Annotated in this window: 25 protein-coding genes; all 25 read right to left on the bottom strand. The window is 68.8% G+C overall.

Annotated features, from left to right (window positions below; all coding sequences use genetic code 11):
* Positions 1 to 315: 315 nt before the first annotated feature.
* Positions 316 to 2,292 (bottom strand): chemotaxis protein CheA, encoded by a 1,977-nt coding sequence (locus AC1DCJ_RS18680; RefSeq protein WP_313244135.1) that lies wholly within the window; start codon positions 2,290 to 2,292, stop codon positions 316 to 318.
* Positions 2,293 to 2,349: 57 nt separating this feature from the next.
* Positions 2,350 to 2,715: a response regulator gene (locus tag AC1DCJ_RS18675; RefSeq protein ID WP_038688521.1), complete on the bottom strand. Its 366-nt coding sequence runs from the start codon at positions 2,713 to 2,715 to the stop codon at positions 2,350 to 2,352.
* Positions 2,712 to 3,020, bottom strand: a complete 309-nt coding sequence (locus AC1DCJ_RS18670; protein WP_038688519.1) for an STAS domain-containing protein — start codon at positions 3,018 to 3,020, stop codon at positions 2,712 to 2,714. Before AC1DCJ_RS18670 ends, AC1DCJ_RS18675 begins: the two co-directional genes overlap by 4 nt.
* Positions 3,021 to 3,153: 133 nt before the next feature.
* Positions 3,154 to 4,122: a chemotaxis protein CheW gene (locus tag AC1DCJ_RS18665; protein ID WP_478071637.1), complete on the bottom strand. Its 969-nt coding sequence runs from the start codon at positions 4,120 to 4,122 to the stop codon at positions 3,154 to 3,156.
* Between the two features lie 389 nt (positions 4,123 to 4,511).
* On the bottom strand, positions 4,512 to 5,294 hold the full coding sequence (locus AC1DCJ_RS18660) for a ParA family protein (RefSeq protein ID WP_038688515.1): 783 nt from the start codon (positions 5,292 to 5,294) through the stop codon (positions 4,512 to 4,514).
* 5 nt (positions 5,295 to 5,299) lie between these two features.
* Positions 5,300 to 6,289 carry a flagellar motor protein MotD gene (motD, locus tag AC1DCJ_RS18655; protein ID WP_038688513.1) on the bottom strand — a complete coding sequence of 330 codons (990 nt, stop codon included), beginning with the start codon at positions 6,287 to 6,289 and terminating at the stop codon, positions 5,300 to 5,302.
* Position 6,290: 1 nt separating this feature from the next.
* The gene (locus AC1DCJ_RS18650; protein WP_038688511.1) at positions 6,291 to 7,031 is read right to left on the bottom strand and encodes a flagellar motor protein; all 741 of its coding nucleotides are present in this window, start codon (positions 7,029 to 7,031) and stop codon (positions 6,291 to 6,293) included.
* A gap of 113 nt (positions 7,032 to 7,144) precedes the next feature.
* Entirely contained in the window at positions 7,145 to 8,944 is a 1,800-nt protein-coding gene (locus tag AC1DCJ_RS18645; protein WP_313244137.1) for a chemotaxis protein CheA, read from the bottom strand.
* Between the two features lie 4 nt (positions 8,945 to 8,948).
* Positions 8,949 to 9,563 (bottom strand): protein phosphatase CheZ, encoded by a 615-nt coding sequence (locus AC1DCJ_RS18640; protein ID WP_038688507.1) that lies wholly within the window; start codon positions 9,561 to 9,563, stop codon positions 8,949 to 8,951.
* Complete coding sequence (gene cheY, locus AC1DCJ_RS18635; protein WP_038688505.1) at positions 9,563 to 9,955, bottom strand: chemotaxis response regulator CheY; 393 nt, start codon at positions 9,953 to 9,955, stop codon at positions 9,563 to 9,565. Before cheY ends, AC1DCJ_RS18640 begins: the two co-directional genes overlap by 1 nt.
* Before the next feature lie 16 nt (positions 9,956 to 9,971).
* On the bottom strand, positions 9,972 to 10,718 hold the full coding sequence (locus AC1DCJ_RS18630) for an RNA polymerase sigma factor FliA (protein WP_038688503.1): 747 nt from the start codon (positions 10,716 to 10,718) through the stop codon (positions 9,972 to 9,974).
* A complete protein-coding gene (locus tag AC1DCJ_RS18625; RefSeq protein WP_038688502.1) occupies positions 10,715 to 11,602 on the bottom strand; it encodes a MinD/ParA family ATP-binding protein in 888 nt (295 codons plus the stop codon). The genes AC1DCJ_RS18630 and AC1DCJ_RS18625 overlap by 4 nt, the downstream gene beginning before the upstream one ends.
* Positions 11,589 to 13,331: a flagellar biosynthesis protein FlhF gene (gene flhF / locus AC1DCJ_RS18620; RefSeq protein ID WP_478071635.1), complete on the bottom strand. Its 1,743-nt coding sequence runs from the start codon at positions 13,329 to 13,331 to the stop codon at positions 11,589 to 11,591. Before flhF ends, AC1DCJ_RS18625 begins: the two co-directional genes overlap by 14 nt.
* A gap of 154 nt (positions 13,332 to 13,485) precedes the next feature.
* Positions 13,486 to 15,594, bottom strand: a complete 2,109-nt coding sequence (gene flhA, locus AC1DCJ_RS18615; RefSeq protein ID WP_038688501.1) for a flagellar biosynthesis protein FlhA — start codon at positions 15,592 to 15,594, stop codon at positions 13,486 to 13,488.
* Entirely contained in the window at positions 15,591 to 16,721 is a 1,131-nt protein-coding gene (flhB, locus tag AC1DCJ_RS18610; RefSeq protein ID WP_137189414.1) for a flagellar biosynthesis protein FlhB, read from the bottom strand. Before flhB ends, flhA begins: the two co-directional genes overlap by 4 nt.
* A gap of 980 nt (positions 16,722 to 17,701) precedes the next feature.
* On the bottom strand, positions 17,702 to 19,843 hold the full coding sequence (locus AC1DCJ_RS18605) for a putative bifunctional diguanylate cyclase/phosphodiesterase (protein WP_320487817.1): 2,142 nt from the start codon (positions 19,841 to 19,843) through the stop codon (positions 17,702 to 17,704).
* A 176-nt stretch (positions 19,844 to 20,019) separates the two neighbouring features.
* Positions 20,020 to 20,811, bottom strand: a complete 792-nt coding sequence (gene fliR / locus AC1DCJ_RS18600; RefSeq protein WP_038688488.1) for a flagellar biosynthetic protein FliR — start codon at positions 20,809 to 20,811, stop codon at positions 20,020 to 20,022.
* Between the two features lie 6 nt (positions 20,812 to 20,817).
* On the bottom strand, positions 20,818 to 21,087 hold the full coding sequence (locus AC1DCJ_RS18595) for a flagellar biosynthetic protein FliQ (RefSeq protein ID WP_038688486.1): 270 nt from the start codon (positions 21,085 to 21,087) through the stop codon (positions 20,818 to 20,820).
* A gap of 1 nt (position 21,088) precedes the next feature.
* The gene (fliP, locus tag AC1DCJ_RS18590) at positions 21,089 to 21,874 is read right to left on the bottom strand and encodes a flagellar type III secretion system pore protein FliP (RefSeq protein WP_038688484.1); all 786 of its coding nucleotides are present in this window, start codon (positions 21,872 to 21,874) and stop codon (positions 21,089 to 21,091) included.
* Between the two features lie 2 nt (positions 21,875 to 21,876).
* Complete coding sequence (fliO, locus tag AC1DCJ_RS18585) at positions 21,877 to 22,293, bottom strand: flagellar biosynthetic protein FliO (protein WP_038692232.1); 417 nt, start codon at positions 22,291 to 22,293, stop codon at positions 21,877 to 21,879.
* Positions 22,293 to 22,628: a flagellar motor switch protein FliN gene (fliN, locus tag AC1DCJ_RS18580; RefSeq protein ID WP_038688482.1), complete on the bottom strand. Its 336-nt coding sequence runs from the start codon at positions 22,626 to 22,628 to the stop codon at positions 22,293 to 22,295. The genes fliO and fliN overlap by 1 nt, the downstream gene beginning before the upstream one ends.
* Positions 22,625 to 23,632, bottom strand: coding sequence for a flagellar motor switch protein FliM (fliM, locus tag AC1DCJ_RS18575; protein WP_038688480.1), 1,008 nt, complete (start codon positions 23,630 to 23,632; stop codon positions 22,625 to 22,627). The genes fliN and fliM overlap by 4 nt, the downstream gene beginning before the upstream one ends.
* 9 nt (positions 23,633 to 23,641) lie before the next feature.
* The gene (locus AC1DCJ_RS18570; RefSeq protein ID WP_478071634.1) at positions 23,642 to 24,175 is read right to left on the bottom strand and encodes a flagellar basal body-associated FliL family protein; all 534 of its coding nucleotides are present in this window, start codon (positions 24,173 to 24,175) and stop codon (positions 23,642 to 23,644) included.
* Between the two features lie 400 nt (positions 24,176 to 24,575).
* A complete protein-coding gene (locus AC1DCJ_RS18565; RefSeq protein ID WP_478071633.1) occupies positions 24,576 to 25,727 on the bottom strand; it encodes a flagellar hook-length control protein FliK in 1,152 nt (383 codons plus the stop codon).
* A complete protein-coding gene (gene fliJ / locus AC1DCJ_RS18560) occupies positions 25,727 to 26,185 on the bottom strand; it encodes a flagellar export protein FliJ (RefSeq protein WP_141058097.1) in 459 nt (152 codons plus the stop codon). The genes AC1DCJ_RS18565 and fliJ overlap by 1 nt, the downstream gene beginning before the upstream one ends.
* Between the last annotated feature and the right edge of the window lies 1 nt (position 26,186).

Genomic DNA, 26,186 nt, shown 5'->3' with positions numbered 1-26,186 from the left:
ACCCCATGGACCCCAGCCGACAGCGCGAGGAGCCGGCCAGCGGCCGGCACTACCGGGGTGGCAGGCGGAACGAGGAGCCGGCCAGCGCCCGGCACTACCGGGGTGGCAAGCGGAATGAGGAGCCGGCCAGCGGCCGGCACTACCCGGGATGGCGGGCGGAATGATCGGGGATGCAGACGAAGGCCGCGGACTCACAAACGAGGAGCCCCCGCTAGTAGCGGGGGCGCGCCGACGGCGGGGGGTGTTGGGTGCTGGTAAGCCGGGGCCCAGGGTTTGCGCAGCAAACCCTGGGGAAATCTTCGCGAATGCGGAGATTTAAGCGGCTTGTGGCATCCGCAACGACCGCACCAGGCCACCGATATCCACGATCAGCGACACGCGGCCATCGCCCAGGATGGTGGCACCGGACACGCCACTGATGCGGCGGTAGTTGTTCTCGATGTTCTTGACCACCACCTGCTGCTGGCCGACCAGTTCGTCCACTTCCAGCGCGATCTTCTGGCCATCGCCTTCGACCACCACCACCAGCGAGTCGTCCTTGGTGCGCCCGCCGAACCCGTAGTACTCGCTGAGCGAGAGGATCGGCAGGTACTCGCCACGGACGCGCAGCACGCGGCCTTCGCCGGCCATGGTGCGTACGTCTTCGGGCTGCGGCTGCAGGGCTTCAAGCACGTAGGCCAGCGGCAGGATCACCGTCTCACCGGCCACCGCCACGGTCATGCCGTCGAGGATGGCCAGGGTCAGCGGCAGCCGGATCAGCACGCGGGTGCCATTGCCGGCCTTGCTTTCCAGCTGTACTTCGCCGCCCAGCGCCTGGATGTTGCGGCGGACCACGTCCATGCCCACGCCACGGCCCGAGAGATCCGTGACGGCATCGGCGGTGGAGAAGCCCGGCTGGAAGATCAGGTCCCAGACCTGCGCGTCGGTGGGGTTGTCGGGCACGCTCAAGCCGCGCTCGAGGGCCTTGGACAGGATCTTGTCGCGGTTCAGGCCGCGGCCGTCGTCGCTGACTTCGATCACGATGTGGCCGCCCTGGTGCGAGGCTGCCAGGGTAATCGTGCCGGTCTCGTCCTTGCCGGCGTCGCGGCGGACGTCGGGCATTTCCAGGCCGTGGTCGATCGAGTTGCGGACCAGATGCACGAGCGGATCGGCGATCTTCTCGATCAGGCCCTTGTCCAGCTCGGTGCCTTCGCCGATGGTGCGCAGGCGCACGTGCTTGCCCAGGCGCGAGGACAGGTCGCGGACCAGGCGCGGGAAGCGGCGGAACACCGCATCCACCGGCAGCATGCGCACGCCGATGACCGCTTCCTGCAGGTCGCGGGTGTTGCGCTCGAGCAGGTCCAGACCAGCGAACAGCTGTTCGGCATGCACCGGATCCAGTGCGTGCGAGACCTGCTTGAGCATGGCCTGGGTGATGACCAGTTCGCCGACCAGGTTGATCAGCGCATCGACCTTTTCCACGGCGACGCGGATCGAGGTTTCTGCTTCATGTGCGGCAGCGGCAGGCGCGGCGGCGGTCGGCGTGGCTGCAGCCGGTGCCGGGGCAGCCGCAGGAGCCGCGGGTGCGCTGGTGGCCAGGCTGGGCGGTGCGGCCGGACGGATGTCCAGTTCGCAGTCGTCCACCACCCAGGCGAAGGTGTCTTCGATCTTGCTGCGGGGCACCTTGCCGACCAGGCCGAGGTCCCACGCCAGGTGGGCTTCCAGCGGATCGAGCTGGTCGAAGCCGGGCAGGCGGTCCAGCCGCGCGGCCACCTGCAGCGACCCCAGGTGTTCCAGTTCGCGGATGATGCGCAGGGGGTCGTTGCCACTCATGAACAGCGACGGCGAGGGCACGAAGCCGATCTGCCACGCTTCGGGGGTGTCATCCACCTTGGCCGCGGCCACCGGTGCGGCGGCCGCCGCCTGACCGGACAGCACCGCTTCCAGGCGCGCCTTGATCGCGGCCACGGCCTGCGGGTCGGCAGGCTGGCCGTGCTCGGCTTCGCGCAGCAGGGCGCGCAGCACGTCCACCGAGGACAACATGGCGTCCACCGCGGTGGCCTCCAGGGCGCGCTTGCCGGCACGCAGTTCGTCCAGCAGGGTTTCCAGCACGTGGGTCAACGCGGCGATCGCGTCGAAGCCGAAGGTGCCGGCGCCGCCCTTGATGGAATGTGCGGCGCGGAACACCGAATTGATGATTTCCGGGTCCTGCTGGCCCGATTCAAGCGCCAGCAGGCCAGCCTCCATTGCATCCAGCCCCTCGCGGCTTTCTTCAAAGAACGTGGCGTGGAAACGTTGCAGATCCATGCTCATGGTGCGTGGGGTCCGGTTGCGAAGGGAGGGAGGGTGGTGCGGTGGGGCGTGCTGGGATCAGCCCAGCACTTTCTGCACGGTGGCAACCAGCTGTTCGGGATTGAACGGCTTGACCAGCCAGCCGGTGGCACCGGCGGCCTTGCCTTCGGACTTCTTGTCGGCGGCCGATTCGGTGGTCAGCATCAACATCGGGGTGAACTTGTAGTCGGGCAGCTGGCGCAGCTCGCGGATCAGCGAGATGCCGTCCATGTTGGGCATGTTGACGTCGGTCACCACCGCGTTGAAGCGCTGGCCCTTGGCCCGGCCCAGTGCGACGGCACCATCTTCGGCCTCTTCGACCGAGAAGCCGGCCGAGGTGAGGGCGAAAGAGACCATCTGGCGCATCGACGCCGAGTCGTCCACCACCAAGATTCGTGCGCTCATGCAGCGTTCTCCACAGATTTCAGGTTGTCATGGGTTGCGTCCAGGCCGAGGGCCTGGGTGAGGCCGAGCAGTCGCGCGGCATCACGGAAGGTGGCAGTGCAACCGTCGAATCCGGTCGGGTGGCCTGCCTGGCGGCGGGCGTCGACGAATGCGCACAGGACCTGCATTGCTGCGGTGTGGATACGGCTTACCTGGCTGGCATCCAGCGTCAGGTCGCCGGCCTGGTCCACCAACGGGGCCAAGCGGGTTTTCAGCTCGGTGCTGGTCTCGATTCCGAGATCACCACCCAGGGCAACAGTGCTCATGTTTGCTCCGGACAAACGGTTCCGAGAGAGATAACGGCCCAAACCCACAAAGCTTTAGGGGCGCGCCGGGGGATCTTCATCGTTCTGTCGGGTGGCGTGGCGGGTAGAGCCACCCATGGGGTGGCTCTACCGCTCAGTTCAGCAGCTGCGTGGCGTCCAGCAGGATCATCGGCTGGGCGCTGATCCGGGCCACGCCGCGGAACAGATCGTTGGAAATCTGGCAGATGCGGGCGGTATCGGGCGGCTCGATCTGCGAGTCGGTGAGATTGGCCACGTCTTCCACGGCCGACACGCGCAGGCCCATGGTTTCGCCATCTTCCTCGAGCACCACGATGCGGGTGTTGGCGTCTTCCTGGGCCGGACCGGCGCCCAGGTGGATACCCAGGTCCATCACCGGGACCACCTGGCCGCGCAGGTTCATGATGCCCAGCATGGCGTCGGCGGTGCCGCGCAATGGCAGCAGCGGCACCGGCAGCACCACTTCCTGCACCTTGAGCAGTTCCAGTGCGTAGGCCTGGGCGCCGCAACGCAGGCGCAGCCAGCGCGAGGTGCGCTCGCTGGCCCGACGGTTCTCGCGCGGGCTGGAGGCCGGATTGCGCGCCTGGGCCTGCAGTTCCTGCCAGCTGCCCGGCCGGGTGTGCGCCGGTGTCGGGGCGGCACTGCGGGCGCTCGGGGCACTCATCGGCATCGGGGGGGGCATGGCGCGGGCGGTGGGTGTCGGGGCGGGAGCGGGGCGAGCAGGGGCGACCGGTGCTGCCACGGCTGCGATGGCCGGCGCATTGTCGTGCAGCACATCGTCGGGAAGGTCGTCCCAACTAGGCCTGGCCGCGTCCGCGCCTGCAGTGGCAGCGGGGAGCGCCGCGACCGGCGGGCCGAGCGCGGGATCGTTCATCAGCTCGTCGAGCAGGGCCAGGTTGGCCGGCGCGCCGGGCGAGGTCGGGGTGTCGTGGACGGTCGCGAGGGTTTCGACCGGTGGGCCGAGCGCGGGGTCGTTCATCAGYTCGTCGAGCAGGGCCAGGTTGGCCGGCGCGCCGGGCGAGGTCGGGGTGTCGTGGACGGTCGCGAGGGTYTCGACCGGTGGGCCGAGCGCGGGATCGTTCATCAGCTCGTCGAGCAGGGCCAGGTTGGCCGGCGCGCCGGGCGAGGTCGGGGTGTCGTGCACGGTCGCGCGGGTCTCGACCGGAGGGCCGAGCGCGGGATCGTTCATCAGCTCGTCGAGCAGCGCCAGGTTGGCGGGCGCGCCCGGAGCGGTGGGGGTGTCGAACTGCGCTGCGGGTGCGGGCGCGTCGCTGTCCGGATCAGTGGCGGTATCGGCCAGCGCGTGGCGGGCGAACTCGGCGCTGATCGCACGCGCCACGCCATCGGCTTCGGCGTCGTCCTGCGCGGCCACCGCGGCGGTCGGCGGGGTCGATACGTCGGCCTGCACCGGTGCGGCCGGCACGGCATCGCCCAGCAGTTGTTCCAGGTAGTCGTCTAGCACGCCGGCGGTGTTCATGCCGCGCGCTCCATCTGCAGCGCATCGTCGGCCATGATCCATTCCAGGGCACGGCGGTACGCCGCCAGGCCACGGCCGGGGTAGTCGTCCGACTGCGCCGGAATGGTCAGGCTGGCGGCATTGCAGATGCGCGTGTCGACCGGAATCGCATCTTCCCAGACGCGGTGGCCGTGCGTGTCCTGCATCAGCTTGACGGTTTCGTTGCCGGCGCGGGTGCGGCGGTCGAACAGGGTCGGCAGGATCGACATCGGCAGCGGACGGCGGCGCGAGCGTTCGACCATCTCGCCGGTCCGCACCATGCCGTCCAGGCCGTGCAGCGCCAGCGGTTCGGCCTGGGTCGGAATGATCAGGCGGTCGGCGGCGGCCAGCGCATTGATCATCAGTAGGCCCAGCGTGGGCGCGCAGTCCAGCAGGATGTAGTCGTGCTGGCCCTGGTGGCGGGCAAAGGCGTTCTGCAGGGCCAGGCCGAGCCCGGGCTGGTTGGCGCTGCGCCGTTCCAGAGTGGCCAGCGCGGCCTGCGCGCACACGTAATCCAGGCCGGGAATATCGCTGTGGCGGCTGAGCGAGGACAGCTCGGCCGGCGGCGCGCCGAACAGTTCCAGCACGCCCTGCGGCGGCGGGTCCAGCGGCACGCCGAAGGCGCGGGTCAGCGACGAATGCGGATCAAGATCGATCAGCAGCACACGGTGGCCCAGGGTGGCCAGGCCACGGCCCAAAGCCAGGCTCGTGGTGGTCTTGCCCACGCCGCCCTTCTGATTGGCGATTGCCCAGATGCGCATTCGGTTCACTCCTTCATTGCAGGGGAGACGGCGGCGCCCACACGGCTGCCGGCCGGCACCGGTGGCAACTGCACCGGTGCGATGGGGGTTACGGAGGGGGTCTTGCCGGGCGTGGCCGGGTCCGATTCGGCGGTCAACTGCGGCCCGATCGGATCCACGCCCTGGGCGGTGTCGGCCAGGATGATCACCATCACGCGCCGGTTGCGGTTGCGCCCTTCGGCGCTGGCATTGTCTTCGCGCGGGCGGAACTGGCCGTAGCCGACCATCGCCAGCCGCGACGGCTGCAGGCCCTGGTCGGCGAACAGGTGGACCACGCTGGCCGCGCGCCCGGCCGAGAGTTCCCAGTTGGAGGGGAACAACGGCGTGGCGATCGGAATGTTGTCGGTGTGGCCTTCCACGCGGACGCCGTTGGGCGCCTCGCGCAGCACCTGGGCCAGCTTGGACAGGGTGTCGCGTGCGTGCACGTCCAGCGTGGCCGAGCCGGTGGGGAACAGGATGTCGCTGTTGATCTCCACCTCGATCCACAGCTCGGTGCGGCGCACGGTGATCATGCCGCGCTCGATCAGCGGTGCCAGCGTGGCGGTGAGCTTGTCGGCGATGGTGTTGAGCTGGCGCTCGGCGCGCTGCAGCTGTTCCTGGTTGCGCACAGAGACCGGCATGCGCATCTGCGAGGCCATCGCCGGCAGCAGGGTGGGGTCGTTGGACGGGGCCGGCGCGGCCGGGCCGACGCGGTTGCCGGCCTTGATCACCGACGGGCTGTCCCAGCCGCCGCCCTGCACCTGCTGGTTGCCCACCTGCACCGGGTTGATGGTGCGCGGCGCGCCCCCGAAGGCGGTGGTCAGCGCATCGGCCATGACCCGGTACTTGCCTTCGTTGAGYGAGGAGATGGCGTACATCACCACGAAGAAGGCGAGCAGCAGCGTCATGAGGTCGGCATAGGGAATGGCCCAGGCCTCATGGTTGGCATGCTCTTCGTGATGCTTGCGACGGGCCATGTCAGTGCAGGAACCCGGACAGGTTGGTTTCGATGTTGCGCGGGTTTTCGCCCTGCGCGATCGAGATCAGGCCTTCGATGATCATTTCGCGGTCGCGGCTATTGTGGTGGATCACGCTCTTCAGCTTGGCCGACACCGGCAGGAACAGCAGGTTGGCCGAGGCGATGCCGTAGATGGTGGCAGTGAACGCCGCGGCGATGCCGTGGCCGAGCTTGCTCGGGTCGGCCAGGTTCTTCATCACGGCGATCAGGCCCAGCACCGCGCCGATGATGCCCAGCGTGGGGGCGTAGATGCCCATGCCCTCGAATACCTTGGACGCGGCCAGGTCCTGGTGCTCCTGGCTGCTCAGTTCGATTTCCATCATGTGGCGGATGGTTTCCGGCTCCACGCCGTCCACCAGCAGCTGCAGGCCCTTGCGCAGGAACGGGTCGTTCTGTGCGTCCACCTGCGCTTCCAGGCCAAGCAGGCCCTGGCGGCGGGCGATGTTGCTCCATTCCACGATCTGCTTGATCAGCTCGTGGCGGTCGCTGCTGGGCGGCAGGATGACCCAGCGCACAATCTTGAAGGCGTGCTTGAACACCGCCGGCGAGGTGTGCAGCAGGATGGAGGCGATGGTGCCGACGATCACGATCACGAAGGCGGCCGGCGACCACAGTGATGCCAGGCCGGCTCCCTTGAGGATGCTGCCGCCGACCAGTGAGGCCAGGGCGAGGAAAAGTCCGATGAGGCTGAGTCTGTCCATGGGTCCGTTATCGGCGTATGTGAATGGGACTTGAGATGCCGAAGGAATCCGGTGGGGCGGCGGTCACAGTTTTTGGGGGTAAAGCAGCCGACCAACGGTCGGCTCTACCGGCGTCAGCGGAGGCCGTCCACGTCGAGGATCAGTGACATGCGGCCGTCGCCGATCAGGGTGGCACCGGCGTAGCCGCGCAGGCCGCGCAGTGCCTTGGGCAGCGGTTTGATCACCACTTCCTCGCGGCCCCGCACCTGGTCCACCACCAGCCCGAAGCGGGCTTCGCCGGCCTGCAGCACCACGATGGTGAGCAGCGACGAGGCAGCCGGTGCGACGGCCAGCCAATGGCGCAGGTCCACCAGCGGCAGCGTGTGCGACTTGCGGTCGAGCACGGCGCGGCCATCGAACCAGCCCAGCGAGGTATTCGGTGCGTGCAGCACTTCCATCACGCGGGCCAGGGGCAGGGCATAGACGTCTTCGCCGGCCTGCACCAGCAGGGTGGGCAGGATCGCCAGGGTGAGCGGGACGCGGATCATGAAGCGGCTGCCACGGCCCAGCTCGGACTGGATCTGTATCTGGCCACTCAGCTCGCGGATGCGCGATTGCACCACGTCCATGCCGACGCCACGGCCGGAAATGTCGGTGACTTCCTGCTTGGTCGAGAAGCCCGGCAGGAACACCAGGTGCAGGCATTCCTCGCTGGTCAGGCGGGCGGCCGCTTCCGGATCGATCAGGCCCTTCTCGCGCGCCTTCTGGCGCAGCCGTTCGGGATCGATGCCGGCGCCGTCGTCCTGCACTTCAATGCTGACGTAGTCGCCTTCCTGCTGCGCCGACAGCCGCACGTGGCCGCTGCGCGGCTTGCCCTGGGCTTCACGCAGGTCGGGGGTTTCCACGCCGTGGTCGATGGCGTTGCGCACCAGGTGCACCAGCGGGTCGGCCAGGGCCTCGACCAGGTTGCGGTCGAGCTCGGTTTCAGCGCCGACCAGCTCCAGTTCCACTTCCTTCTTCAGGTTGCGCGCCACGTCGCGTGCCACCTTGGGGAAGCGCGAGAACACCTTGCCCACCGGCTGCATGCGGGTGCGCATCACCGCCGACTGCAGGCGCGCGGTGGCGATGTCCAGGGTGGAGACGGCGCGGTCGAGTTCTTCGTCGTGCAGGCGCGCACGCAGGGTCTTGAGGCGGTTGCGTGACAGCACCAGTTCGCCGATCAGGTTGACGATGGCGTCCAGGCGCTTGGTGTCCACGCGCACGGTGTGCTCGGCCTCGGCCACCGGCTTGTTGGCGGCCGGCTTGGCCGGCGGTGCGGCCGGTGCGCGCGGCGGCGGGGCGGCCGCGACCGCGGGCTTGGCGCCGGGCACGGCGCCGCCGTGCAGCTGGTCGAGCAAGGCTTCAAATTCGTCTTCGCCGATCAGGCCGTCGTCGGCCTTCCTGGCCACCGCTGCCGGGGCAGCGCCGCCATGCAGGGTGTCGAGCAGTGCCTCGAACTCGTCTTCGCTGATGAGTTCGCCGGTGGTCGGCGCCGCGGCAGCGGCCGGGGTGGCCGGGCCGTTGACGTCGAACTGTGCGATCAGCTCCGGCGGCGCGTAGCCCGGCTCGGTACCGGCCGAGACCGAATCCAGCATCGACTGCAGGTAATCCAGCGATTGCTGGGCGGCGTCGAAGTGGTGGGCCTGCAGGGTGGCCTTGCCGGACCGGGCCATGCCCAGGGTTTCTTCGGCGGCATGGCACAACTCGACCATGGCCTGGATGCCGAGGAAGCCGGCACCGCCCTTGAGCGTGTGGAAGCCGCGGAACACCGCGTTGAGCTGGTCACTGTCCTGGGGCGACTGCTCCAGCGACACCAGCTGTTCGCCAAGGCGGTCCAGGATTTCCTGGGCCTCGAGGATGAAATCGGCGGCAATATCGTCTGGAACAGCGCTCATGGTGTTACAGCCCCAAATCCGAAAGCAGGTCGTCAGCATCCACCTGTGAAACCTGGTGACGGTCCAGGCCACTCACGGCCGGGCCGGCCAGGCCGTTGTCACGCTTGTGCGCGGTGTCGTCCTGCGGCGGCAGGCCGAGGGCGCCAAACCCTTCATGCACGCGACGCACGATCCCCACCACGCGGCGGATGATCTGCCCGGTGAGATCCTGGTAGCTCTGGGTGAGGGCGATCTCGGTGAGGTTGTGGCGGATCCGGTCCAGCTGCTGGTCCTGGTCGGCGGTGAGGCCGTTGGCACGCAGCTGTTCGGTCAGCGCCCGGCATTCCTCGGCCAGGTCCAGGGTGCGGTGGGTGGCCTGTTCGGTCATGGTCACCACGTGGTCCAGGCGCGCGCAGGCATCGTCCAGCTCGCCGGCTTCGCTGGGCAGGCTGGGCAGTTCGCCCAGGGCCTGGCCAAGTTCGCGGGCGAGCCGGTTCAGGCCGGCCATCATCGGCTGGGTGCGCAAGGCGGCCAGCGCGTCGATTTCCCGGCGCCAGCCGGCTTCATCGCCGCTTTCCAGCGCAGCCAGGGCGTCCTGCAGGCGCTGCACCAGCGCGGATTTGTCGCGAAGGGTTTCCATCAGGCGCTCGCTGCCAGGCGTTCGAAGATCTTGCCGAGCTTTTCTTCCAGGGTCTGCGCGGTGAACGGCTTGATGATGTAGCCGTTGACGCCGCACTGGGCCGCTTCGATGATCTGTTCGCGCTTGGCTTCGGCGGTCACCATCAGCACCGGCAGGGTCTTCAGCTTGGCGTCGGCGCGGATCGCCTTGAGCAGGTCGATGCCGGTCATCACCGGCATGTTCCAGTCGGTGACCACGAAATCGAACGGCTGGCTCTGCAGCAGCGACAGCGCGGCATGCCCGTCCTCGGCTTCGGCCGTATTGGTGAAGCCCAGATCGCCCAGCAGGTTCTTGACGATACGACGCATGGTCGAGAAATCGTCGACGATCAGGATACGCATGTTCTTGTTCAAAGCACTTTCCTCGGTATCAAGTGTTCGCGAGGCCGGCGTCGGCCGCCTCGAAGATCTTCAATCGGCCCCGCAGGCGCAGCACGGCCTGGCCGTGGATCTGGCACACGCGTGACTCGCTGACGCCCAGCACGGCGCCGATCTCTTTCAGGTTCAGTTCCTGCTCGTAGTACAGCGACAGCACCAGCTGTTCGCGTTCGGGCAGCAGGCCGATCGCATTGCCCAGTTCGCGGCCGAACTCGCCACGCTCCAGCACCTGCTGCGGGGTCGGGCCGCCCTGGGCCACGGTGTCCAGTTCGCCCTGGTCCTCGATCCGCGATTCCAGGCTCAGCACCTGGCCACGTGCGGCGTCTTCCATCAGGCGCAGGTAGTCCGGCAGCGGCATGTCCATGGCGGCGGCCACTTCAGTGGCGCTGGCGGCACGGCCGGTGCTCTGCTCCAGGCGGCGGATGGTGGACGCCGCGTCGCGGGCGCGGCGGTGCACCGAACGTGGCACCCAGTCGCCCCGGCGGATCTCGTCGATCATCGAACCGCGGATGCGGATCGAGGCGTAGGTTTCGAACGAGGCGCCCTGGTCGGCGTCGTAGCTGCGCGAGGCTTCGATCAGGCCCATCATGCCGGCCTGGATCAGGTCATCCACTTCCACGCTGGCTGGCAGGCGCGCGGCCAGGTGGTGGGCGATGCGGCGCACCAGGTCCGAATGCTGGGCAATGCATTCGTTGGCGGCGGTGCGTTGCACCTCTTTGTATTGTGCGGCGCCTTTCATGCGGTCACCCCGCGTTGCTTGAGGATGCGTTCCAGGAAGAATTCGACCCCACCACGCGGCTCGGTCGGGGCCTGCCAGCGGGCGGTGCGGCGGGCGATTTCGGTGATCGCCTGGGCGGCCGGGCTGGACGGGTAGGCCTTGACCACCGGCTGCTGGCGCTGCACCGACAGGCGCAGCCAGTCATCCTGCGGCACGCAGCCGAGGTAGTTCAGCGACACATCGGCCAGGAACTTCTCACAGACCCGGGTCAGCTTTTCGTACAGCACGCGGCCCTCGTTGGGGTCGCGCACCATGTTGGCCACCACCTGGATGCGGTCCACGCCGCGCTCGCGCGAGAGCACCTTGATCAGCGCGTAGGCGTCGGTGATCGAGGCCGGCTCGTCGCAGACCACCACCACGGTGTCCTGGGCGGCCTGGCAGAAGGTCAGCACGCCGTCGGTGATGCCGGCGGCGGTGTCCACCACCATGAAGTCCAGCTCGCGCTCCAGTTCGGAGAACACGTTGACCAGGCCCACGTGTTCGGCCGGCTGCAGTTCGGCCATGTGCCGGCGACCCGATGCGGCCGGGACCACCAGCACGCCACCGGGGCCTTCCATGATCACTTCATCCAGGGTGCAGCGCCCGGCGACCAGGTCGGCCAGGGTCAGCTTGGGCTGCAGGCCCAGGATCACATCGATGTTGGCCAGGCCCAGGTCGGCGTCCAGCAGCAGCGTGCGCTTGCCCATGTCGGCGAGCGCCACGGCCAGGTTGGCCGACACGTTGGTTTTGCCCACGCCGCCCTTGCCGCCGGTGACGGCGATGGTGCGCACAGGGCCCAGCGGCTGGCTGCGGGTGGCAGACAACGGGAAGGTCTTGGTCAGCTTGGCGTACTCACGCGACGGCATGGTTCAACTCCGGGTTGCAGGGCATATCGGCCGCGCGGCGCAAATCTTCAAGGCGAAGTACAAGATTGGCGGCACTGGCCCGGTGCAGGTCTTCGGGAACGTCCTGGCCATCGGTGACCCAGGTGATCGGCAGGCGGTGGTCCACGGCCACCGACAGGGCGGTGCCGAAGCGGCCGGTTTCATCCAGCTTGCTCAGCACCACGCCCTGCGGGTTGGCGGCACTGAAGCGGCGGACCACCTCGTCCATGTCGCCAAAACTGGTGTTGGCCGGCAGCACCAGCAGGGTGCGGATCTGCTCGGCGGCGCGCAGCCACTGCAGCTGGGCGGCCAGGGCACGGTCGCGCGGGCCCAGCCCGGCGGTGTCGATCAGCACCAGCTTGTAGTCCTGCAGGCGCTCAAGGAGCTGGTTCAGGTCGCTGCCGCTGTTGGCTTCGTGCACCGCGATGCCGAGCTGGCGGCCGAAGCCGTACAGCTGCTCGCGGGCGCCGATGCGGCCGGTATCGGTGGTGACCAGGGCCACGTCGCGGGCGGCATGCTTCTCGGCGAAGCGCGAGGCCAGCTTGGCGATGGTGGTGGTCTTGCCGGCGCCGGTCGGGCCGACCAGGGCGATCACGCCGCCGGACTCCAGCGGGTCAACCGGGGCGATCGGCAGCTTGCGCGACAGCAGGCCCAGCATCAGCCCGCGGCCACGGTGGGCTTCGGTGTCCAGCGGGATCTGCATGGCCACGTCGCGGCTGATGCCGGCGTCGAAGCCGTATTCGTCCATCAGGTCCAGCGCGGCGGCGCGCACCGGCGACCCGCGCAGGCGCTCGTCGGTGAAGCGATGCATTTCGCGCTCGATGACGTGGCGCATGCCGGCCACTTCATGGCGCAGCTGGCGGATCTCTTCGTCATCGCGCTGCACGACCACCAGTTCGGCGGCGGGCTGCGGCTGGGCCTGCGCCGGTTCCGTGACGGCCACCGGCGCCGGGTTTTCGACGCGCGTTTCGGCGACGGCGACCAGCGCCTGCGGCACGGCGGCGGCGACGGCCTCGGCGACCGGCAGGGCCGGCGGCACGGTGACGCTGACCGGCAGCGGCGGCATCGCCACGGCGGCAACGGGCACGTGCATCTGGAAGTGCGGCTCGTCGTCCAGCGGCGGGTCGATGATGAAGCGGGCGCGGTTGATCGGCGGGGCGACGGTGGCGACGGCAGGTTCGGCGGCAGCCGGCTCGGCCTGTACCGGTGCCGGCGACGCGGCGGCCGCCTGCTCGACGTTGAACGGGGCGAAGATCTGTTCCGGCAGCGCGCTCACGCCGGCCGCCGGGGCGGTGGCGGCGCGGGCCAGGGTGGCTGCGAAGCCGCTGCTGCCCGGCGGCGGCACGATCTCGTTGGCGGTGTCCAGGGTACGGCCGGTGGCACCCACTGCGGCACGTGCCAGCGCGGCCACCGCAGAGGTGGTGGCGGCCACCGGTTCGGCGGCGACCACCGTCGGCTTGCGACGGGTCACCGCGGCGATCACCGCATCGGCGGCATTGCGCGGTCGCGGCGCCGGGGCCGGGGCCACGTCCTTGCGCGCTGCTTCAAGCGCACGCTGCACGGCACCTTCGTCGTAATTCGCCGCGGCCACGATCTCGACGCCTTCCTCGATCCGCCGGTTCGACAGGATCACCGCATCAGGACCATGTTCCTTGCGCACCAGGTTCATGGCCGAGCGCATATCGGGAGCGACGAAGCGTTTGATTTTCATGCTGTGGTACCGGGACTGGGGCGGCGGGGTGGTGGAAGGGAAGCGCTGGTTGTCGGTGGTCTGCACGGTCCGGGTTTCCCTTTATGTCCTGCTGCGTTGATATCGAAATGGGGGTGTGTCTGTTTTCTGGCACATGTCCGTCGGGGTTCCGACGTCAGCTGATCGTGCCGACCAGCTTCAGTCGTTTGTCCTCGGGTACCTCGCTGTAGGCCAGCACCGACAGCGAGGGGACGCTGTGGCGCACCAGCCGTGCCAGCGCGGCACGCACCGGGCCGGGTACCAGCACGACCGCCGGCTCATTCTTCGCTTCCTGCTTGCTGACACATTCGGCCAGGCTTTGGTGCAGTCGCTCAGCGAGTCCGGGTTCCAGTGCGGCGCCGTTGCCCTGTGTGGACTCCTGCAAGACACGTTCCAATTGCGGGTTGAGGGTGAACACCGGCAGCTCGGCCGACATGCCGGCGATCTCCTGCACGATGAAACGGCCCAGTGCGTTGCGCACTGCAGCGGTCAGCGTGGCCGGGTCCTGGCTGATGGGGGCGTTCTCCACCAGCGATTCGACGATCTTGCGCAGCTGGCGGATCGGAATGCGTTCGATCAGCAGGTTCTGCAGTACCCGCACCACCGCCGACAACGGCAGCGACTTCGGGGTGAGGTCTTCGACCAGCTTGGGCGCGCTCTTGGCCAGGTTGGCCAGCAGCTGCTGCACTTCCTCGTGGCCGAGCAGCTCGGGCGCGTGTTCGCGGATCAGGTGCGACAGGTGGGTGGCCACCACGGTGGCCGGATCGACCACGGTGTAGCCCATGGTTTCGGCGTGGGCACGCTGGTGCGGCTGGATCCAGGTGGCATCCAGGCCGAATGCGGGGTCCTTGCCGGCGATGCCCTCCAGCGCACCGAGCGCGCTGCCCGGGTCCAGGGCCAGTTCGCGGTCCGGGTGGATTTCGGCGGTGGCCACGGGCACGCCGTGGATCAGCAGGCGGTAGGCGGTGGCCGGCAGTTCCAGGTTGTCGCGGATGTGCACCGACGGAATCAGGAAGCCGATGTCGTGGGTGAGCTTGCGCCGCACCCCCTTGATCCGCGCCATCAGTTCGCCGCCCTGGTTCTTGTCCACCAGCGGAATCAGCCGGTAGCCCACTTCCAGGCCCAGCGGGTCGACCGGGCGCAGTTCGTCCCAGGTCAGTTCGGCGGTGGGCGAGGGCGTGGCACCGGGCAGGCCGAGGGTCTCGCCGCGGCTGGCGGCCGGCGTCTCTGCGGCACGCGCGGCGGCCGTGCTCTTCTTCCAGGCCTTCCAGGCCACGAAGCCAAGGATGGCGGCCAGCGTCAAGAAGGCGACGTTGGGCATGCCCGGCACCAGCCCGACCACGCCCATGATGGCCGCGGCGATGGTGAGCGCGCGGTACTGGCCGAACACCTGGCCCATCATGGCCTGGGCCATGTCCTGCGAGCGCGAGGCGCGGGTGACCAGCATGGCCACCGCCGAGGACACCAGCAGCGCCGGCAGCTGCGCCACCAGGCCGTCACCGATGGACAGCAGGGTGTAGGTGGCGGCGGCGTCGCCGAATGGCATGCCGTGCTGGAGCACGCCGACGGCCAGGCCGCCGAGCAGGTTGATGAACAGGATCAGGATGCCGGCGATCGCGTCGCCGCGGATGAACTTGCTGGCACCGTCCATCGCGCCGTAGAAGTCGGCTTCCTCACGCACTTCCTCGCGGCGGGCCTTGGCCTCCTCGCGCGTCAGCAAACCGGCGTTGAGGTCGGCATCGATGGCCATCTGCTTGCCGGGCATGGCGTCCAGGATGAAGCGGGCGGTCACTTCGGACACGCGCCCGGCACCCTTGGTGATCACCACGAAGTTGATGATGGTCAGGATGGCGAAGACCACGATGCCGACCGCGTAATTGCCGCCGATCACGAACTCACCGAACGCGGCGATCACCTTGCCCGCCGCCTCGTGGCCGTTCTGGCCGTTGAGCAGGATCACGCGGGTGGAGGCCACGTTCAGCGCCAGCCGCAGCATGGTGGTGATCAGCAGCACGATCGGGAAGATGGTGAAGTCCAGCGGGCGCTTCACGTACACCACCGCCAGCAGCACCATCAGCGAGATGGCGATGTTGAAGGTGAACAGTGCATCCAGCACCGGCGCGGCCAGGGGCATCACCACCATGGCCAGCAGCGCCAGCACGATCAACGGCGCGCCCAGGCCGTTGCGGATCATGTCCAGGACCTTGCGGGCGTTCATGCCGGCACCGACGGGCTGGGCGCTCATGCGCGGCCTCCCGTGCCGAATTCATCCACGTTGATGCTCGGGGCGGCCGGCATGGGACCGCCGCGCCAGGTGCGCAGCTGGTAAACGTAGGACAGGACCTGGGCTACGGCCGAATACAGTCTCACGGGAATTTCCTTTCCAAGTTGACCTTCCCGATACAAGGCGCGTGCCAAAGGCGGGGCAGAGACGATGGCGACCTTGTTGCCGTCGGCCACTTCACGGATGCGCAGGGCGGTTTCATCCACGCCCAGGGCCACCACGGTGGGGGCGCCCATCTTGCCGCCCTCGTATTTCAGGGCCACCGCGTAGTGGGTGGGGTTGACCACCACCACGTCGGCGGTGGGCACCGCTTCCATCATCCGGCGGTTGGACAGCTGCTGCTGCAGCTGGCGGATGCGGCCCTTCACTTCCGGGCTGCCTTCGCTTTCCTTCATTTCCCGGCGCAGCTCTTCGCGGGTCATCTTCAGCTTGCGCATCCAGTTCCAGCGCTGGTAGGGCGCATCGAAGGCGGCCAGTAGCATCATCGCCCCGCCGGTGGCCAGCATCAGCTTCAAGGTGAAGCCCAGGCCGTGCACCATGGCCGCTTCCAGCGGCTGGTTGAGCAGGTCACGCAGCGGTCGTACGCCGTGCCAGACCACCAGCCCGGCGGCAGTGCCGACGAAGGCGATGCGCAGCAGCGACTTGGTGAACTCGGCGATTGCCTCCGGGCCGTACAGACGCTTCATGCCGGCCATCGGACTGAGCCGCTTGAAATCGGGCATCAGCGACTTGTTCGACCAGCGCAGCCCGCCCATCACCACCGGGCCGAGGAAGCTGGCCAGCAGGCAGATCAGCACCAGCGGCCACATCGCCCACAGCAGCTGCAGCAGCAGCTCGCCGAAGTGGCCGAACAGGGCCTGCGGGTGCATGCGCAGGCCCGGTTCCGGGCTCAGCGCCGTCTTCATCCAGGCCTTGGCACTGCTGCTGATGCTGCCCGAATAGGCCATCAGCGCCAGCACGCCGGCACCAAACACCGCGGCGGTGGCCAACTCCCGCGAGCGCGGGATGTTGCCCTGCTCGCGAGCATCGCGCAGGCGTTTTTCGGTAGGTTGCTCGGTCTTTTCGCCGGCTTGTTCGTTCTCGGACATGGGCTGCACGACACGGGGGGATTACCCGGGGTCGTGCAAGAACCGTTCCGTGACGGGCAAGCGCGGTGCCGGACCGAGGTAGGGTCGCGCCCCCGCCGACTGCCGGTAGCGCTGGTTACCGCCTGCAAGGGCCCAATGCCGGCCGAAGCGGGTTCTTCGCGGACAGCCCGCTGTGTTCGATCTTCATGCCGCTACCGAACGCTGGCCGAGGATCGGCAGTCGGCTGGGGCGCGACCCTACCGGCGGCGGCATTCGCGGCATTCGCGGCATTCGCGGCGGCCGCGGCGGCCGCGGCGGCCGCGGCATCCGGAGCATCCGGAGCATCTCGGGTGTCTGCAGTGCTTGCGGGGTTGCCTGCAGCACTGACGGTGAGCTCGGCAGCATGGTGCAGCGCTCGCGGGAATCGCGCTGGCGGCAAGAGCCCATCCAGGGCAGGGAATAACGCAGGGGCCGAGGTAGGGTCGCGCCCCAGCCGACTGCCGGTAGCGCTGGTTACCGCCTGCAAGGGCCCAATGCCGGTCGAAGCGGGTTCTTTGCGGACAGCCCGCTGYGTTCGATGTTCACGCCGCTACCGAACGCTGGCCGAGGATCGGCAGTCGGCTGGGGCGCGACCCTACCGGTGGCGGCGTTCGCGGCGGCCGCGGCATCCGAAGCATCCGAAGCATCCGAAGCATCCGAAGCATCCGAAGCATCTCGGGTGTCTGCAGTGCCTGCGGGGTTGCCTGCAGGCCTGACGGCGACCCCGGCAGCATGGTGCAGCGCTCGCGGGAATCGCGCTGGCGACAAGAGCGCTTCCAGGACAGGGATAGCGCAGGGGCCGAGGTAGGGTCGCGCCCCGGCCGACTGCCGGTAGCGCTGGTTACCGCCTGCAAGGGCCCAATGCCGGCCGACGCGGGTTCTTCGCGGGCAGCCCGCTGCGTTCGATGTTCACGCCGCTACCGAACGCTGGCCAAGGATCGGCAGTCGGCTGGGGCGCGACCCTACCGGTTGCTGGCGCCTGCGGCGTTTGCGGTGTAGCCGGCGGCCATCTCCACCCTCGGGCGCGGGTGGTCGTGCAGCTGCATGAAGCGTTCCGGGTCCACCGGGCGCCCCAGCAGGTAGCCCTGCAGGTAGTCGCAGCCCAGCCGCTCCAGGTACGCGCGCTGGCCGGTGGTTTCGACGCCTTCGGCCACGATGTCCATGTCCAGCGCGTGGCCCAGCGCGACGATCGCCGAGACGATCACCACGTCTTCCGAGCTGGTCTCCAGGTCGCGCACGAAGGCGTGGTCGATCTTGATCTCGGTGGCGGGCAGGCGCTTGAGGTACAGCAGGCTCGAATAGCCGGTGCCGAAGTCGTCGATGGAAATGCCCACGCCCAGGCTGGCCATGCCCTGCAACAGGGTGAGGCTGGCCTCGGTGTCGCGCATGACGGTGCTTTCGGTGATCTCCAGCACCAGCCGCCGCGGCTCCAGTCGATGGGTCCGGAGCGCGTCGCGCACCTCCTGCAGCAGGTGCGGCGAGCTGAACTGGATCGGCGACAGGTTCACCGACACCGTCCAGCTTTCGTGACCGGCGTCCTGCCACTGGCGCAGCTGGCGGCAGGCCTCGCCCAGCGCCCAGCGCCCGATCTCGTTGATGACGCCGCTGCGCTCGGCCAGCCGGATGAACCGGTCCGGCGGAATCAGGCCCTGCTGCGGGTGGCGCCAGCGGATCAAGGCCTCGGCACCACTGACCCCCTGGCCGGCCACCCGGATCTTGGGCTGATAGTGCAGGAACAGCTGGTCGGTGCCGATCGCCCGGCGCAGGTCGGCCAGCAGCTGGAACTGCTGCTCGGCGCTGTCGTTCATCCAGTCGGAGAACACCGCGTAGGCGTTGCGGCCGGCTTCCTTGGCCTGGTACATCGCCGCGTCGGCAAAGCCCATCAACTGGCGCTCGCTGGCGGCGTGGTCCGGGCAGATCGCGATGCCGATGCTGGCGGTGACCTGCAGCTCGTGGTCGGGCAGCAGCGGGCCGCCGCCGACCGCCTGCAGGATGCGGCTGGCCAGCGTGGCGATGTCTTCGTCGTTGTCGATCCGCACCACCAGCACGAATTCGTCGCCGCCCAGCCGTGCCAGCACGTCCGAAGGGCGCAGCAGCTGGCGGGTGCGCTCGGCCACGGCCACCAGCAGCGCGTCGCCGGTCTGGTGGCCGTAGGCGTCGTTGACCTGCTTGAACCCGTCCAGGTCCATGAACATCACCGCGAAGCGGCTGCCGCGCTGCTCGGCCTCGGCCAGGGCCTGCTCGATGCGCTGCTGCAGCAGCAGCCGGTTCGGCAGGCGGGTCAGGGGATCATGCAGGGCGGCCTGGGTGAGTTCGGCCTGGGCGACGTCCAGCGAACTGCGCAGCGTGTCGTTGCGCAGCCGCAGCAGCTGCGCCTGCATGCGCTGGTCCAGCCAGGACACGATCAGCACCACGGCCAGGATCGCCGTGGTGAGCACCAGCACCAGCGCGGCCAGCCACTGCGCCTGCAGGCCATCGCCGGCGGCGGCGCCGCAGATGCTGTCGGCCGGGAAGCGGGCGGCGGCCATGCCGGTGTAGTGCATGCCGACAATGGCGCTGCCCAGCAGCACGGCCGGCATCAGCCGGTGGCGCATGCGGCGCTGGCTGTGGCGCAGCCGGAAGGCAACGAACAGCGCGGTCCACGAGGCCGCCAGTGCGATCAGCAGCGACGCGGTGACCCAGCCGGGGTGGTAATCGATGCCGGGCTGCATGCGCATCGCCGCCATGCCCAGGTAGTGCATCGAGGCGATGCCGCTGCCCATCAGCAGGGCGCCCAGCGCCAGCCGCGAGTGCGGCAGGGTGGGGCGTGACACCAGCCACAGCGCGAAGATCGAGGAGGCCATCGCGGCCAGCAGCGAGACCGCGGTCCAGCCCAGGTCGTAGCCCAGTGGGATGGGCAAGCGGAAGGCGAGCATGCCGATGAAGTGCATCGACCAGATGCCCAGCCCCATTGCGCAGCCACCGCCGAACAGCCACAAGGTGCTCAACCGCGCGCTGGGCGCGGTGGTGATCCGATTGGCCATGTCCAGCGCGGTGAACGACGCGAGCATGGCGACCAGCAGCGAAACCACGACCAACCACGGTGTGTAGCTGCCGTCGAGCATCGATGACTCTCCTTGGTCCGCACATCTGCAATGGCGTTGGGCATGCAGGCCGCACGTGCCTTTCCCCGGCGTGTGCGGCTCCCGGCCCCGGACTGCGGGCGGTGACTACAGCCTACCGCCAACGATGGGGGGGAGAGCAAGTGTCCGCGCACACTTTTTCGTGAGGGCGGAGTGAATCAGCGGGTCACGCCGTCGGCGGCCTGGAAGGCGGCATCGAACAAACGTTGCACGGGCGGACCCATTTCGCCGGCCAGGACGGTCAGCAGGAACAGGCCCAGCAGCAGCGCCACCGGCAGGCCCAGCTGGATCGGATTCAACGCGGGCGCAGCGCGGGCCAGCACGCCGAAGGCCAGGTTGATCGCCAGCATCGCCACGGTGAGGGGCAACGCCAGGCCGAGCGCACCGCGGAACACCTGCAGGGCAAAGGTCGGTGCGGCGCTGAGGAAGGTGTCGATGTTGGGCAGCGCGGCGCCGATCGGGACCGCCTTGTAGCTGTCCATCAGCAGCGAAATCAGGGCCAGGTGGCCGTTGGTGCTGAAGAACAGCAGGCCGAACAGCAGGTAGAACCACTGCCCGATCACCCCGGAACTGCCGCCGCGCAGCGGGTCGCTCATCTGTGCGAAGGCCAGGCCCGTTCCCTGGGCGACCAGCTCGCCGGCCATGGCGCCGGCTTCGAACACCAGCCGCAGCAGGAAGCCGATCGAGACGCCGATGGCCAGTTCGCGGGCGATGCTCAACACGGTGGCGGCGTCGAACCCGGTCCACTGCGGTACCGGCGGCAGCAGCGGCGACAGCGCCACGGCCAGTGCACCGGCCAGCACCACGCGCACCCGCGACGGCACCGCGCGGGTGCCGATCAACGGCATCGCCATCAGCATGGCGCCGATGCGCAGCATGGTCCACAGGATGGTGCCGATCATGCCGAAGGCCTGCAGGCCGTCGGCAGCCATCTGGGTGGCGGAATCCATGGCCTGCTACCCGATCAGGTGCGGGATGCGCTGGAACAGCAGCGTGGTGTACTCCACCAGCTGGCCGATCAGCAGGCTGCCCAGCGCGAACAGCACCGCGGTGAGCGCCGCGGCCTTGGCCACGAAGGCGATGGTGGGCTCATTGAGCTGGGTGGCGGCCTGCACCACGCCCACCACCACGCCAACGATCAGCACGGTGAGCAGCAGCGGTCCGGCGACCCACAGCACCACGATCAGGCCGCCACGCAGTTCGGTCAACGCAAGTTCGGGCGTCATGTCACTGCACCGCGTTGAAGCTGGCGGCCAGGGTGCCGACCACCAGGACCCAGCCGTCGACCAGCACGAACAGCAGGATCTTGAACGGCGCCGACACCAGCATCGGCGACAGCATCATCATGCCCATCGACATCAGCACGCTGGCCACGACCAGGTCGATGATCACGAACGGGATGAAGATCAGGAAGCCGATTTCGAAGGCGGTCTTCAGCTCGCTGGTGACGAACGAGGCCACCAGCACCGGGAACGGAATCGCATCCGGACCGGAATAGGTGCCGTGCCCGGCCATGCCGGCGAAGGTCATCAGGTCGGTTTCGCGGATCTGCGCCAGCATGAAGGCGCGCAGCGGCTGGGTGGTGAGCGTCCAGGCGGTCTGGAAGTCGATCTCGCCGTTGAGGTAGGGGGCCATGCCGCTGCCCCAGGCCTTCTGCCACACCGGCAGCATCACCATCGCGGTGAGGAACAGTGCCAGGCCCAGCAGCACCTGGTTGGACGGGGTCTGGCCGGTGCCCAGCGCCTGGCGCAGCAGGCCCAGCACGATGATGATGCGGGTGAAGGCGGTCAGCACCAGCAGCATCGACGGGATCAGGGTGATTGCGGTCATCAGCAGCAGGGTCTGCAGCGGCAGGCTGACCGGTTGGCCGCCGATCTTGCCGACATTCACGTCCGGCAGCGCCGGGGTGCCCGGCAGGCCGGGGGCGGCCATCGCCAGCGCCGGCAGCGCACACAACAGCAGGAGCAGCAGCAACGGCAGGTAACGGGTCCAGGAGGCGTTCGGGCCACGCATGATCAGGGTTCCTTGCGCAGCCGCTGTTGCAGCAGCTGGGCGAAATTCGGGAGGTTCTTGAGAGTCGGGAGGTTCTTCAGGTCCGGCAGGCGCGCCGGGGCCGGCGTCGGCAGCGGTTCGGGCAGGTGGTGCAGGGTGTTGATGCCGCCGGCGGTGACGCCCAGCAGCAGTTGCTCACCGTTGACCTCCACCACCACCACGCGCTCCTTGGCGCCCACGTTGAGGCTGGCCACCACGCGCATGCCTTCGGCCGGGCGGAAGCCGCTGCCGGGCATGCGCTTGAGCAGCCAGCCCAGGCCGATGATCAGCGCCAGCACCGCCAGCAGCGCCAGCACCGCACCGAACATGCTCGGTGCGGCGGCCGCGTGCTGGCCGACCTTGGCCGCCGGGGTGCCGGCGGCGATGAGCAGCGATGCGATCAACGCAGTCTCCGGATCCGTTCGCTGGGGCTGACCACGTCGGTCAGGCGCACGCCGAAACGATCGTTGATGACCACCACTTCGCCATGGGCGATCAGGGTGCCGTTGACGAACACGTCCAGCGATTCGCCGGCGCCGCGTTCCAGTTCCACCACCGAGCCCTGGTTGAGCTGCAGCAGGTTGCGGATCGGCAGGCGCGCGCGGCCCACTTCCAGCGACAGCGTCACCGGCACGTCGAGGATGACATCCAGGTTCAGTTCGGGCCCCAGGCTGTCATCGGACTGCAGCGTGGTGAACTGTGCCGGTGCCGGTTCGTTGGTTTCGATATCGTTCATTGCGGGTCTTCCTGGATAACGGGAACGCGTGGGCGGGTGCCCGGGGGATGGGTGGCGATGATCTTCACTGCGTTGCTGCCATTGGCGACGCCGAACTCGCCGGTGAACACCGGAATGTTCTCCACGCACACCGGCACCTGCGGTTGCAGGTCGATCGGCAGGATGTCGCCGACCTTCAGCCCGGTCAGTTCGCGCAGCGTCATGCGCTTGCTGGCCAGCACGCTGGACAGGGTGACTTCGGCGATGTTGAGCTGTTCGCGCAGCATCACGCCCCAGCTGGCATCGCGGTCGTTGCGGTCGCTCTGGATGCCGGCATCGAGCAGTTCGCGGATCGGTTCGAGCATCGAGTAGGGCAGGGTGACGTGGATGTCACCGCCACCGCCATCGAGTTCGACGTGCAGGCGGCAGACCACCACGTACTCGCGCGGGGTCACGATGTTGGCGAAGTGCGGGTTGATCTCGGAGTTGATGTACTCCAGCTCCACGTCCATCACCGGGGCCCACGCTTCCTGCAGGTCGGCGAAGGTCTGCTTGAGCAGCAGGTGGATCACGCGCATTTCGGTGGCGGTGAACTCGCGGCCCTCGATGCGGGTGGGGTAGCGCCCGTCACCGCCGAAGAAGTTGTCGACGATCGCGAACACCAGCGTCGGCTCGAACACGATCAGCCCGGTGCCGCGCAGCGGCTTGAAGCGGATCAGGTTGAGGTTGGTGGGCACGTACAGCGAGTGCATGTAGTCGTTGAACTTGATCAGCTCGATGCCGCGCACCGACAGCTCGGCCGAGCGACGGATCAGGTTGAACAGGCCGATCCGCCACAGGCGCGCGAAGCGTTCGTTGACCATCTCCAGGGTCGGCATGCGCCCACGGATGATGCGGTCCTGGCTGGCAAAGTCGTAGCTGCGGGCTTCGCCGGGCGTTGCCGCGTCCACGTCGGTTTCGACCGCACCCGAATCCACGCCGTGCAACAGCGCATCGATCTCGTCCTGGGAAAGCAGGTCATTCATGGTGTGCCCTTACTGGGTGACGAAGCTGGTGAACAGCAGTTCGTCGGCGCCCTTGGAGCCGGTTTCGGCCTTGAGCAGCTTCTGCACTTCGGCCAGCGAGTCGGCCTGCAGGCGTTCCTTGCCGGCGCGATCGGCGATCTGGGTCGGCTCGACCTGCGAGAACAGCATCAGCAACTTGGCGCGGATGGCCGGGGCGTGCAGCTTGATCGCCTCCAGCGCGGCCGGGTCGCGGGTCATCAGCTGGACTTCCACCTGCAGGTAGCGCGGGCCGTCGAAGCTGCTGTTGAGGTTGACCACGAACGGCGGCTCCAGCCCGAAGTACTGCGCCGGTGCGGGCATGGCCTTGCTGGCAGCCGTCTTGGCGGCCTTGGGGTCGTGCGACTGGGACGAGGCGAAGTACCACGCACCGCCACCGGCGGCGCCGGCGGCGAGCACGGCCACCAGGGCGGTGATCAACAACGGACTACGCGGCTTGGCGGCCTTGTCCTTGTCGGCGGATTTCTTGGTTTTGTCGGCGGCTGCGGCCACGAGGGGAAGCTCCATTGGATTGCTTCCTGGCTACATGCAAAGGCCGTGCCTGAATGCCGGGGCAGGCCAGCGTCGGGTTTCTGGCGGGGGCGGCGCGGCCGCCCGCGGTGACGGTAGTGCCGGCCGCTGGCCGGCGCCACGCACACCCGTGATCCCCCGGTAGAGCCGACCGTTGGTCGGCGCCGCGCACACCCGTGATGCCCCGGTAGAGCCGACCGTTGGTCGGCTCCACGTATATCCGTGATTTCCTGAGGAGCCGGCCAGCGGCCGGCACTACCGGGTGCATGCGGTGCTTGACGAGGAGGAAAGCCCCCTGAGTCTGGGGGCGGCCGCGAAGCGGCGGGGGTATGGAAGGACGGTAAGACGGGGCCCACGCGTTGCGCAGCAATGCGTGGGAGCGTAAGCGCGCATGCGCCTACGCGTACGCGTCAACCAACCCACGCTGGCGCATCAACTGCGCGGGCGAGACGGTGATATCGGCCAGCGTCGGTTCGCCGTCGCCGCCGGTCGCGCCGGCCTGCCCGTTGCCGTCCTGGCCGCCCTGCGCGGTGTGCTGCTGGCCCACATCGGCGTTGCCGAGCTGGAAGCCCTGCTCACCGAGCATCTCGCGTAGACGGGGCAGGCTGGTTTCCAGCGCGTGGCGGACCTCGGCGTGGGCGCTGCTGAAGCTGGCGTGCACCTTGTCGCCGTCAATCTGCAGGCGCACTTCGATCTGGCCCAGGTCATGCGGGGTTACCCGGATCACCGCATGGCCGATCTTCTGGTCGGCCAACCAGCCGATGCGGGCGCTCATGGCATCGCCGAAGTCATCGGCGCCCACGTCCGGGGTGGCGGTCGGGCTGCCGGTGAATGCCGCCGTGACGGCACTGGTCTTCAGCTCGGCCGCGGCGTGCAGCGCGTGCAGCAGCGGGGTGCCCGGGGCATCACCATTGTCGGCGCCGGCCAGCGCGTCGGTCACGGCCTTGAGCAGCGCCGGGTCGTCGGCCACCGTGGCATCGGCGGGCAGCACCAACGCGGCGGCCGGTTCGCTGGCGGTAGCGGCCCCCGCCGCAGCGGCCGCCAACGGCAGCGCCGGGGTGGGCAGCGGGGCGGCAGTGGCCAGCAGCGGGTCGGCATCGGTCGCCGCAGCGGTGGCCGGTTGCAGCGCGGGCGGCAGCTGCGGCGGGGTGCCGGCCAGGGCCAGCCCGGCCAGGCCGAGCGGTGGCCACGGCGCGGGCTCGGTGTCGTCTGCACTGTCCTGGGCCGCCGGCTTGGCGGCGGCGGTGCCTTCGGTGGTGGCTGGGTCGGCCGTCGCTTCGGTGGCAGCGTCGCTGCCCGGGCGCTTGGGCGCATCGGCAGTGGCGGGGGTGTTCGGTTCGGTGCCGGATTTGGCTGACCCGTCGGCAGTGCCCGCGTTGCCGGCCTTGCCGGCGGGGCGCGTGGGCGCCTTGGCGGTGCTGGCGGCGTCGCCGTTGAGCAGGGCGTCAAAGTCCCGGCGGGTATCGCCGGCCTGCGCGTCGCTGCGCGGGGAGGTACCGGTGGCCTTGGCAGCGCCCGTGGACGCGGTGCCCTGGAGTGCGGGGGGCATCACGGCGTGCCTCCGGTGTCGGTGTCTTCGCGCTGCGCCTGGCGGCTGCGGCGCGCGCCGAGGTCGTCCATCTCGCGCTGGTCGCGACGGTCGGTGACCACCTTCTCCTGTGCGCGGTAGCTGGCGGCCAGCTGTTCCAGCACCGCCTTGTCGCGGCTGGCCAGGATCAAGCGGGCGCGTTCGGCCTCGACCTTTTCCCGGTTGTGGTCCACGGTCTGCCGCTGCTGCGCCACCGCACTGTCCAGGCGGTCCAGGAACGCGCGCCGGTTGAGCAGTTGGGCCGGGCTGGTGGCCGCCATCTGCGCGTTGGCGTACTCGTCGGCGTAACGGCGCAGCTCATCCAGGCGCGACAGGTGGGTGTCGAGCGTGCGCTGGCGGTCGGCCAGGTCACGGGCGACCTCGTCTTCGTGGTCCTGGGCCCGCTTGAGCAGGGGATCGAAACGCTTGGACTGGATCATG

The sequence above is a fragment of the Stenotrophomonas sp. 10N36 genome, from assembly GCF_056395005.1.
This window is presented reverse-complemented; position numbering and strand designations above follow the sequence as displayed.

Excerpts from the sequence above, each read along its gene's own strand:
- AC1DCJ_RS18680 (WP_313244135.1), bottom strand. The coding sequence starts at position 2,292 with ATGAGCATGGATCTGCAACGTTTCCACGCCACGTTCTTTGAAGAAAGC.
- AC1DCJ_RS18675 (WP_038688521.1), bottom strand. The coding sequence starts at position 2,715 with ATGAGCGCACGAATCTTGGTGGTGGACGACTCGGCGTCGATGCGCCAG.
- AC1DCJ_RS18670 (WP_038688519.1), bottom strand. The coding sequence starts at position 3,020 with ATGAGCACTGTTGCCCTGGGTGGTGATCTCGGAATCGAGACCAGCACC.
- AC1DCJ_RS18660 (WP_038688515.1), bottom strand. The coding sequence starts at position 5,294 with ATGCGCATCTGGGCAATCGCCAATCAGAAGGGCGGCGTGGGCAAGACC.
- AC1DCJ_RS18650 (WP_038688511.1), bottom strand. The coding sequence starts at position 7,031 with ATGGACAGACTCAGCCTCATCGGACTTTTCCTCGCCCTGGCCTCACTG.
- AC1DCJ_RS18645 (WP_313244137.1), bottom strand. The coding sequence starts at position 8,944 with ATGAGCGCTGTTCCAGACGATATTGCCGCCGATTTCATCCTCGAGGCC.
- AC1DCJ_RS18640 (WP_038688507.1), bottom strand. The coding sequence starts at position 9,563 with ATGGAAACCCTTCGCGACAAATCCGCGCTGGTGCAGCGCCTGCAGGAC.
- AC1DCJ_RS18630 (WP_038688503.1), bottom strand. The coding sequence starts at position 10,718 with ATGAAAGGCGCCGCACAATACAAAGAGGTGCAACGCACCGCCGCCAAC.
- AC1DCJ_RS18625 (WP_038688502.1), bottom strand. The coding sequence starts at position 11,602 with ATGCCGTCGCGTGAGTACGCCAAGCTGACCAAGACCTTCCCGTTGTCT.
- flhF (WP_478071635.1), bottom strand. The coding sequence starts at position 13,331 with ATGAAAATCAAACGCTTCGTCGCTCCCGATATGCGCTCGGCCATGAAC.
- flhA (WP_038688501.1), bottom strand. The coding sequence starts at position 15,594 with ATGAGCGCCCAGCCCGTCGGTGCCGGCATGAACGCCCGCAAGGTCCTG.
- flhB (WP_137189414.1), bottom strand. The coding sequence starts at position 16,721 with ATGTCCGAGAACGAACAAGCCGGCGAAAAGACCGAGCAACCTACCGAA.
- AC1DCJ_RS18605 (WP_320487817.1), bottom strand. The coding sequence starts at position 19,843 with ATGCTCGACGGCAGCTACACACCGTGGTTGGTCGTGGTTTCGCTGCTG.
- fliR (WP_038688488.1), bottom strand. The coding sequence starts at position 20,811 with ATGGATTCCGCCACCCAGATGGCTGCCGACGGCCTGCAGGCCTTCGGC.
- AC1DCJ_RS18595 (WP_038688486.1), bottom strand. The coding sequence starts at position 21,087 with ATGACGCCCGAACTTGCGTTGACCGAACTGCGTGGCGGCCTGATCGTG.
- fliP (WP_038688484.1), bottom strand. The coding sequence starts at position 21,874 with ATGCGTGGCCCGAACGCCTCCTGGACCCGTTACCTGCCGTTGCTGCTG.
- fliN (WP_038688482.1), bottom strand. The coding sequence starts at position 22,628 with ATGAACGATATCGAAACCAACGAACCGGCACCGGCACAGTTCACCACG.
- fliM (WP_038688480.1), bottom strand. The coding sequence starts at position 23,632 with ATGAATGACCTGCTTTCCCAGGACGAGATCGATGCGCTGTTGCACGGC.
- AC1DCJ_RS18570 (WP_478071634.1), bottom strand. The coding sequence starts at position 24,175 with ATGGAGCTTCCCCTCGTGGCCGCAGCCGCCGACAAAACCAAGAAATCC.
- AC1DCJ_RS18565 (WP_478071633.1), bottom strand. The coding sequence starts at position 25,727 with ATGCCCCCCGCACTCCAGGGCACCGCGTCCACGGGCGCTGCCAAGGCC.
- fliJ (WP_141058097.1), bottom strand. The coding sequence starts at position 26,185 with ATGATCCAGTCCAAGCGTTTCGATCCCCTGCTCAAGCGGGCCCAGGAC.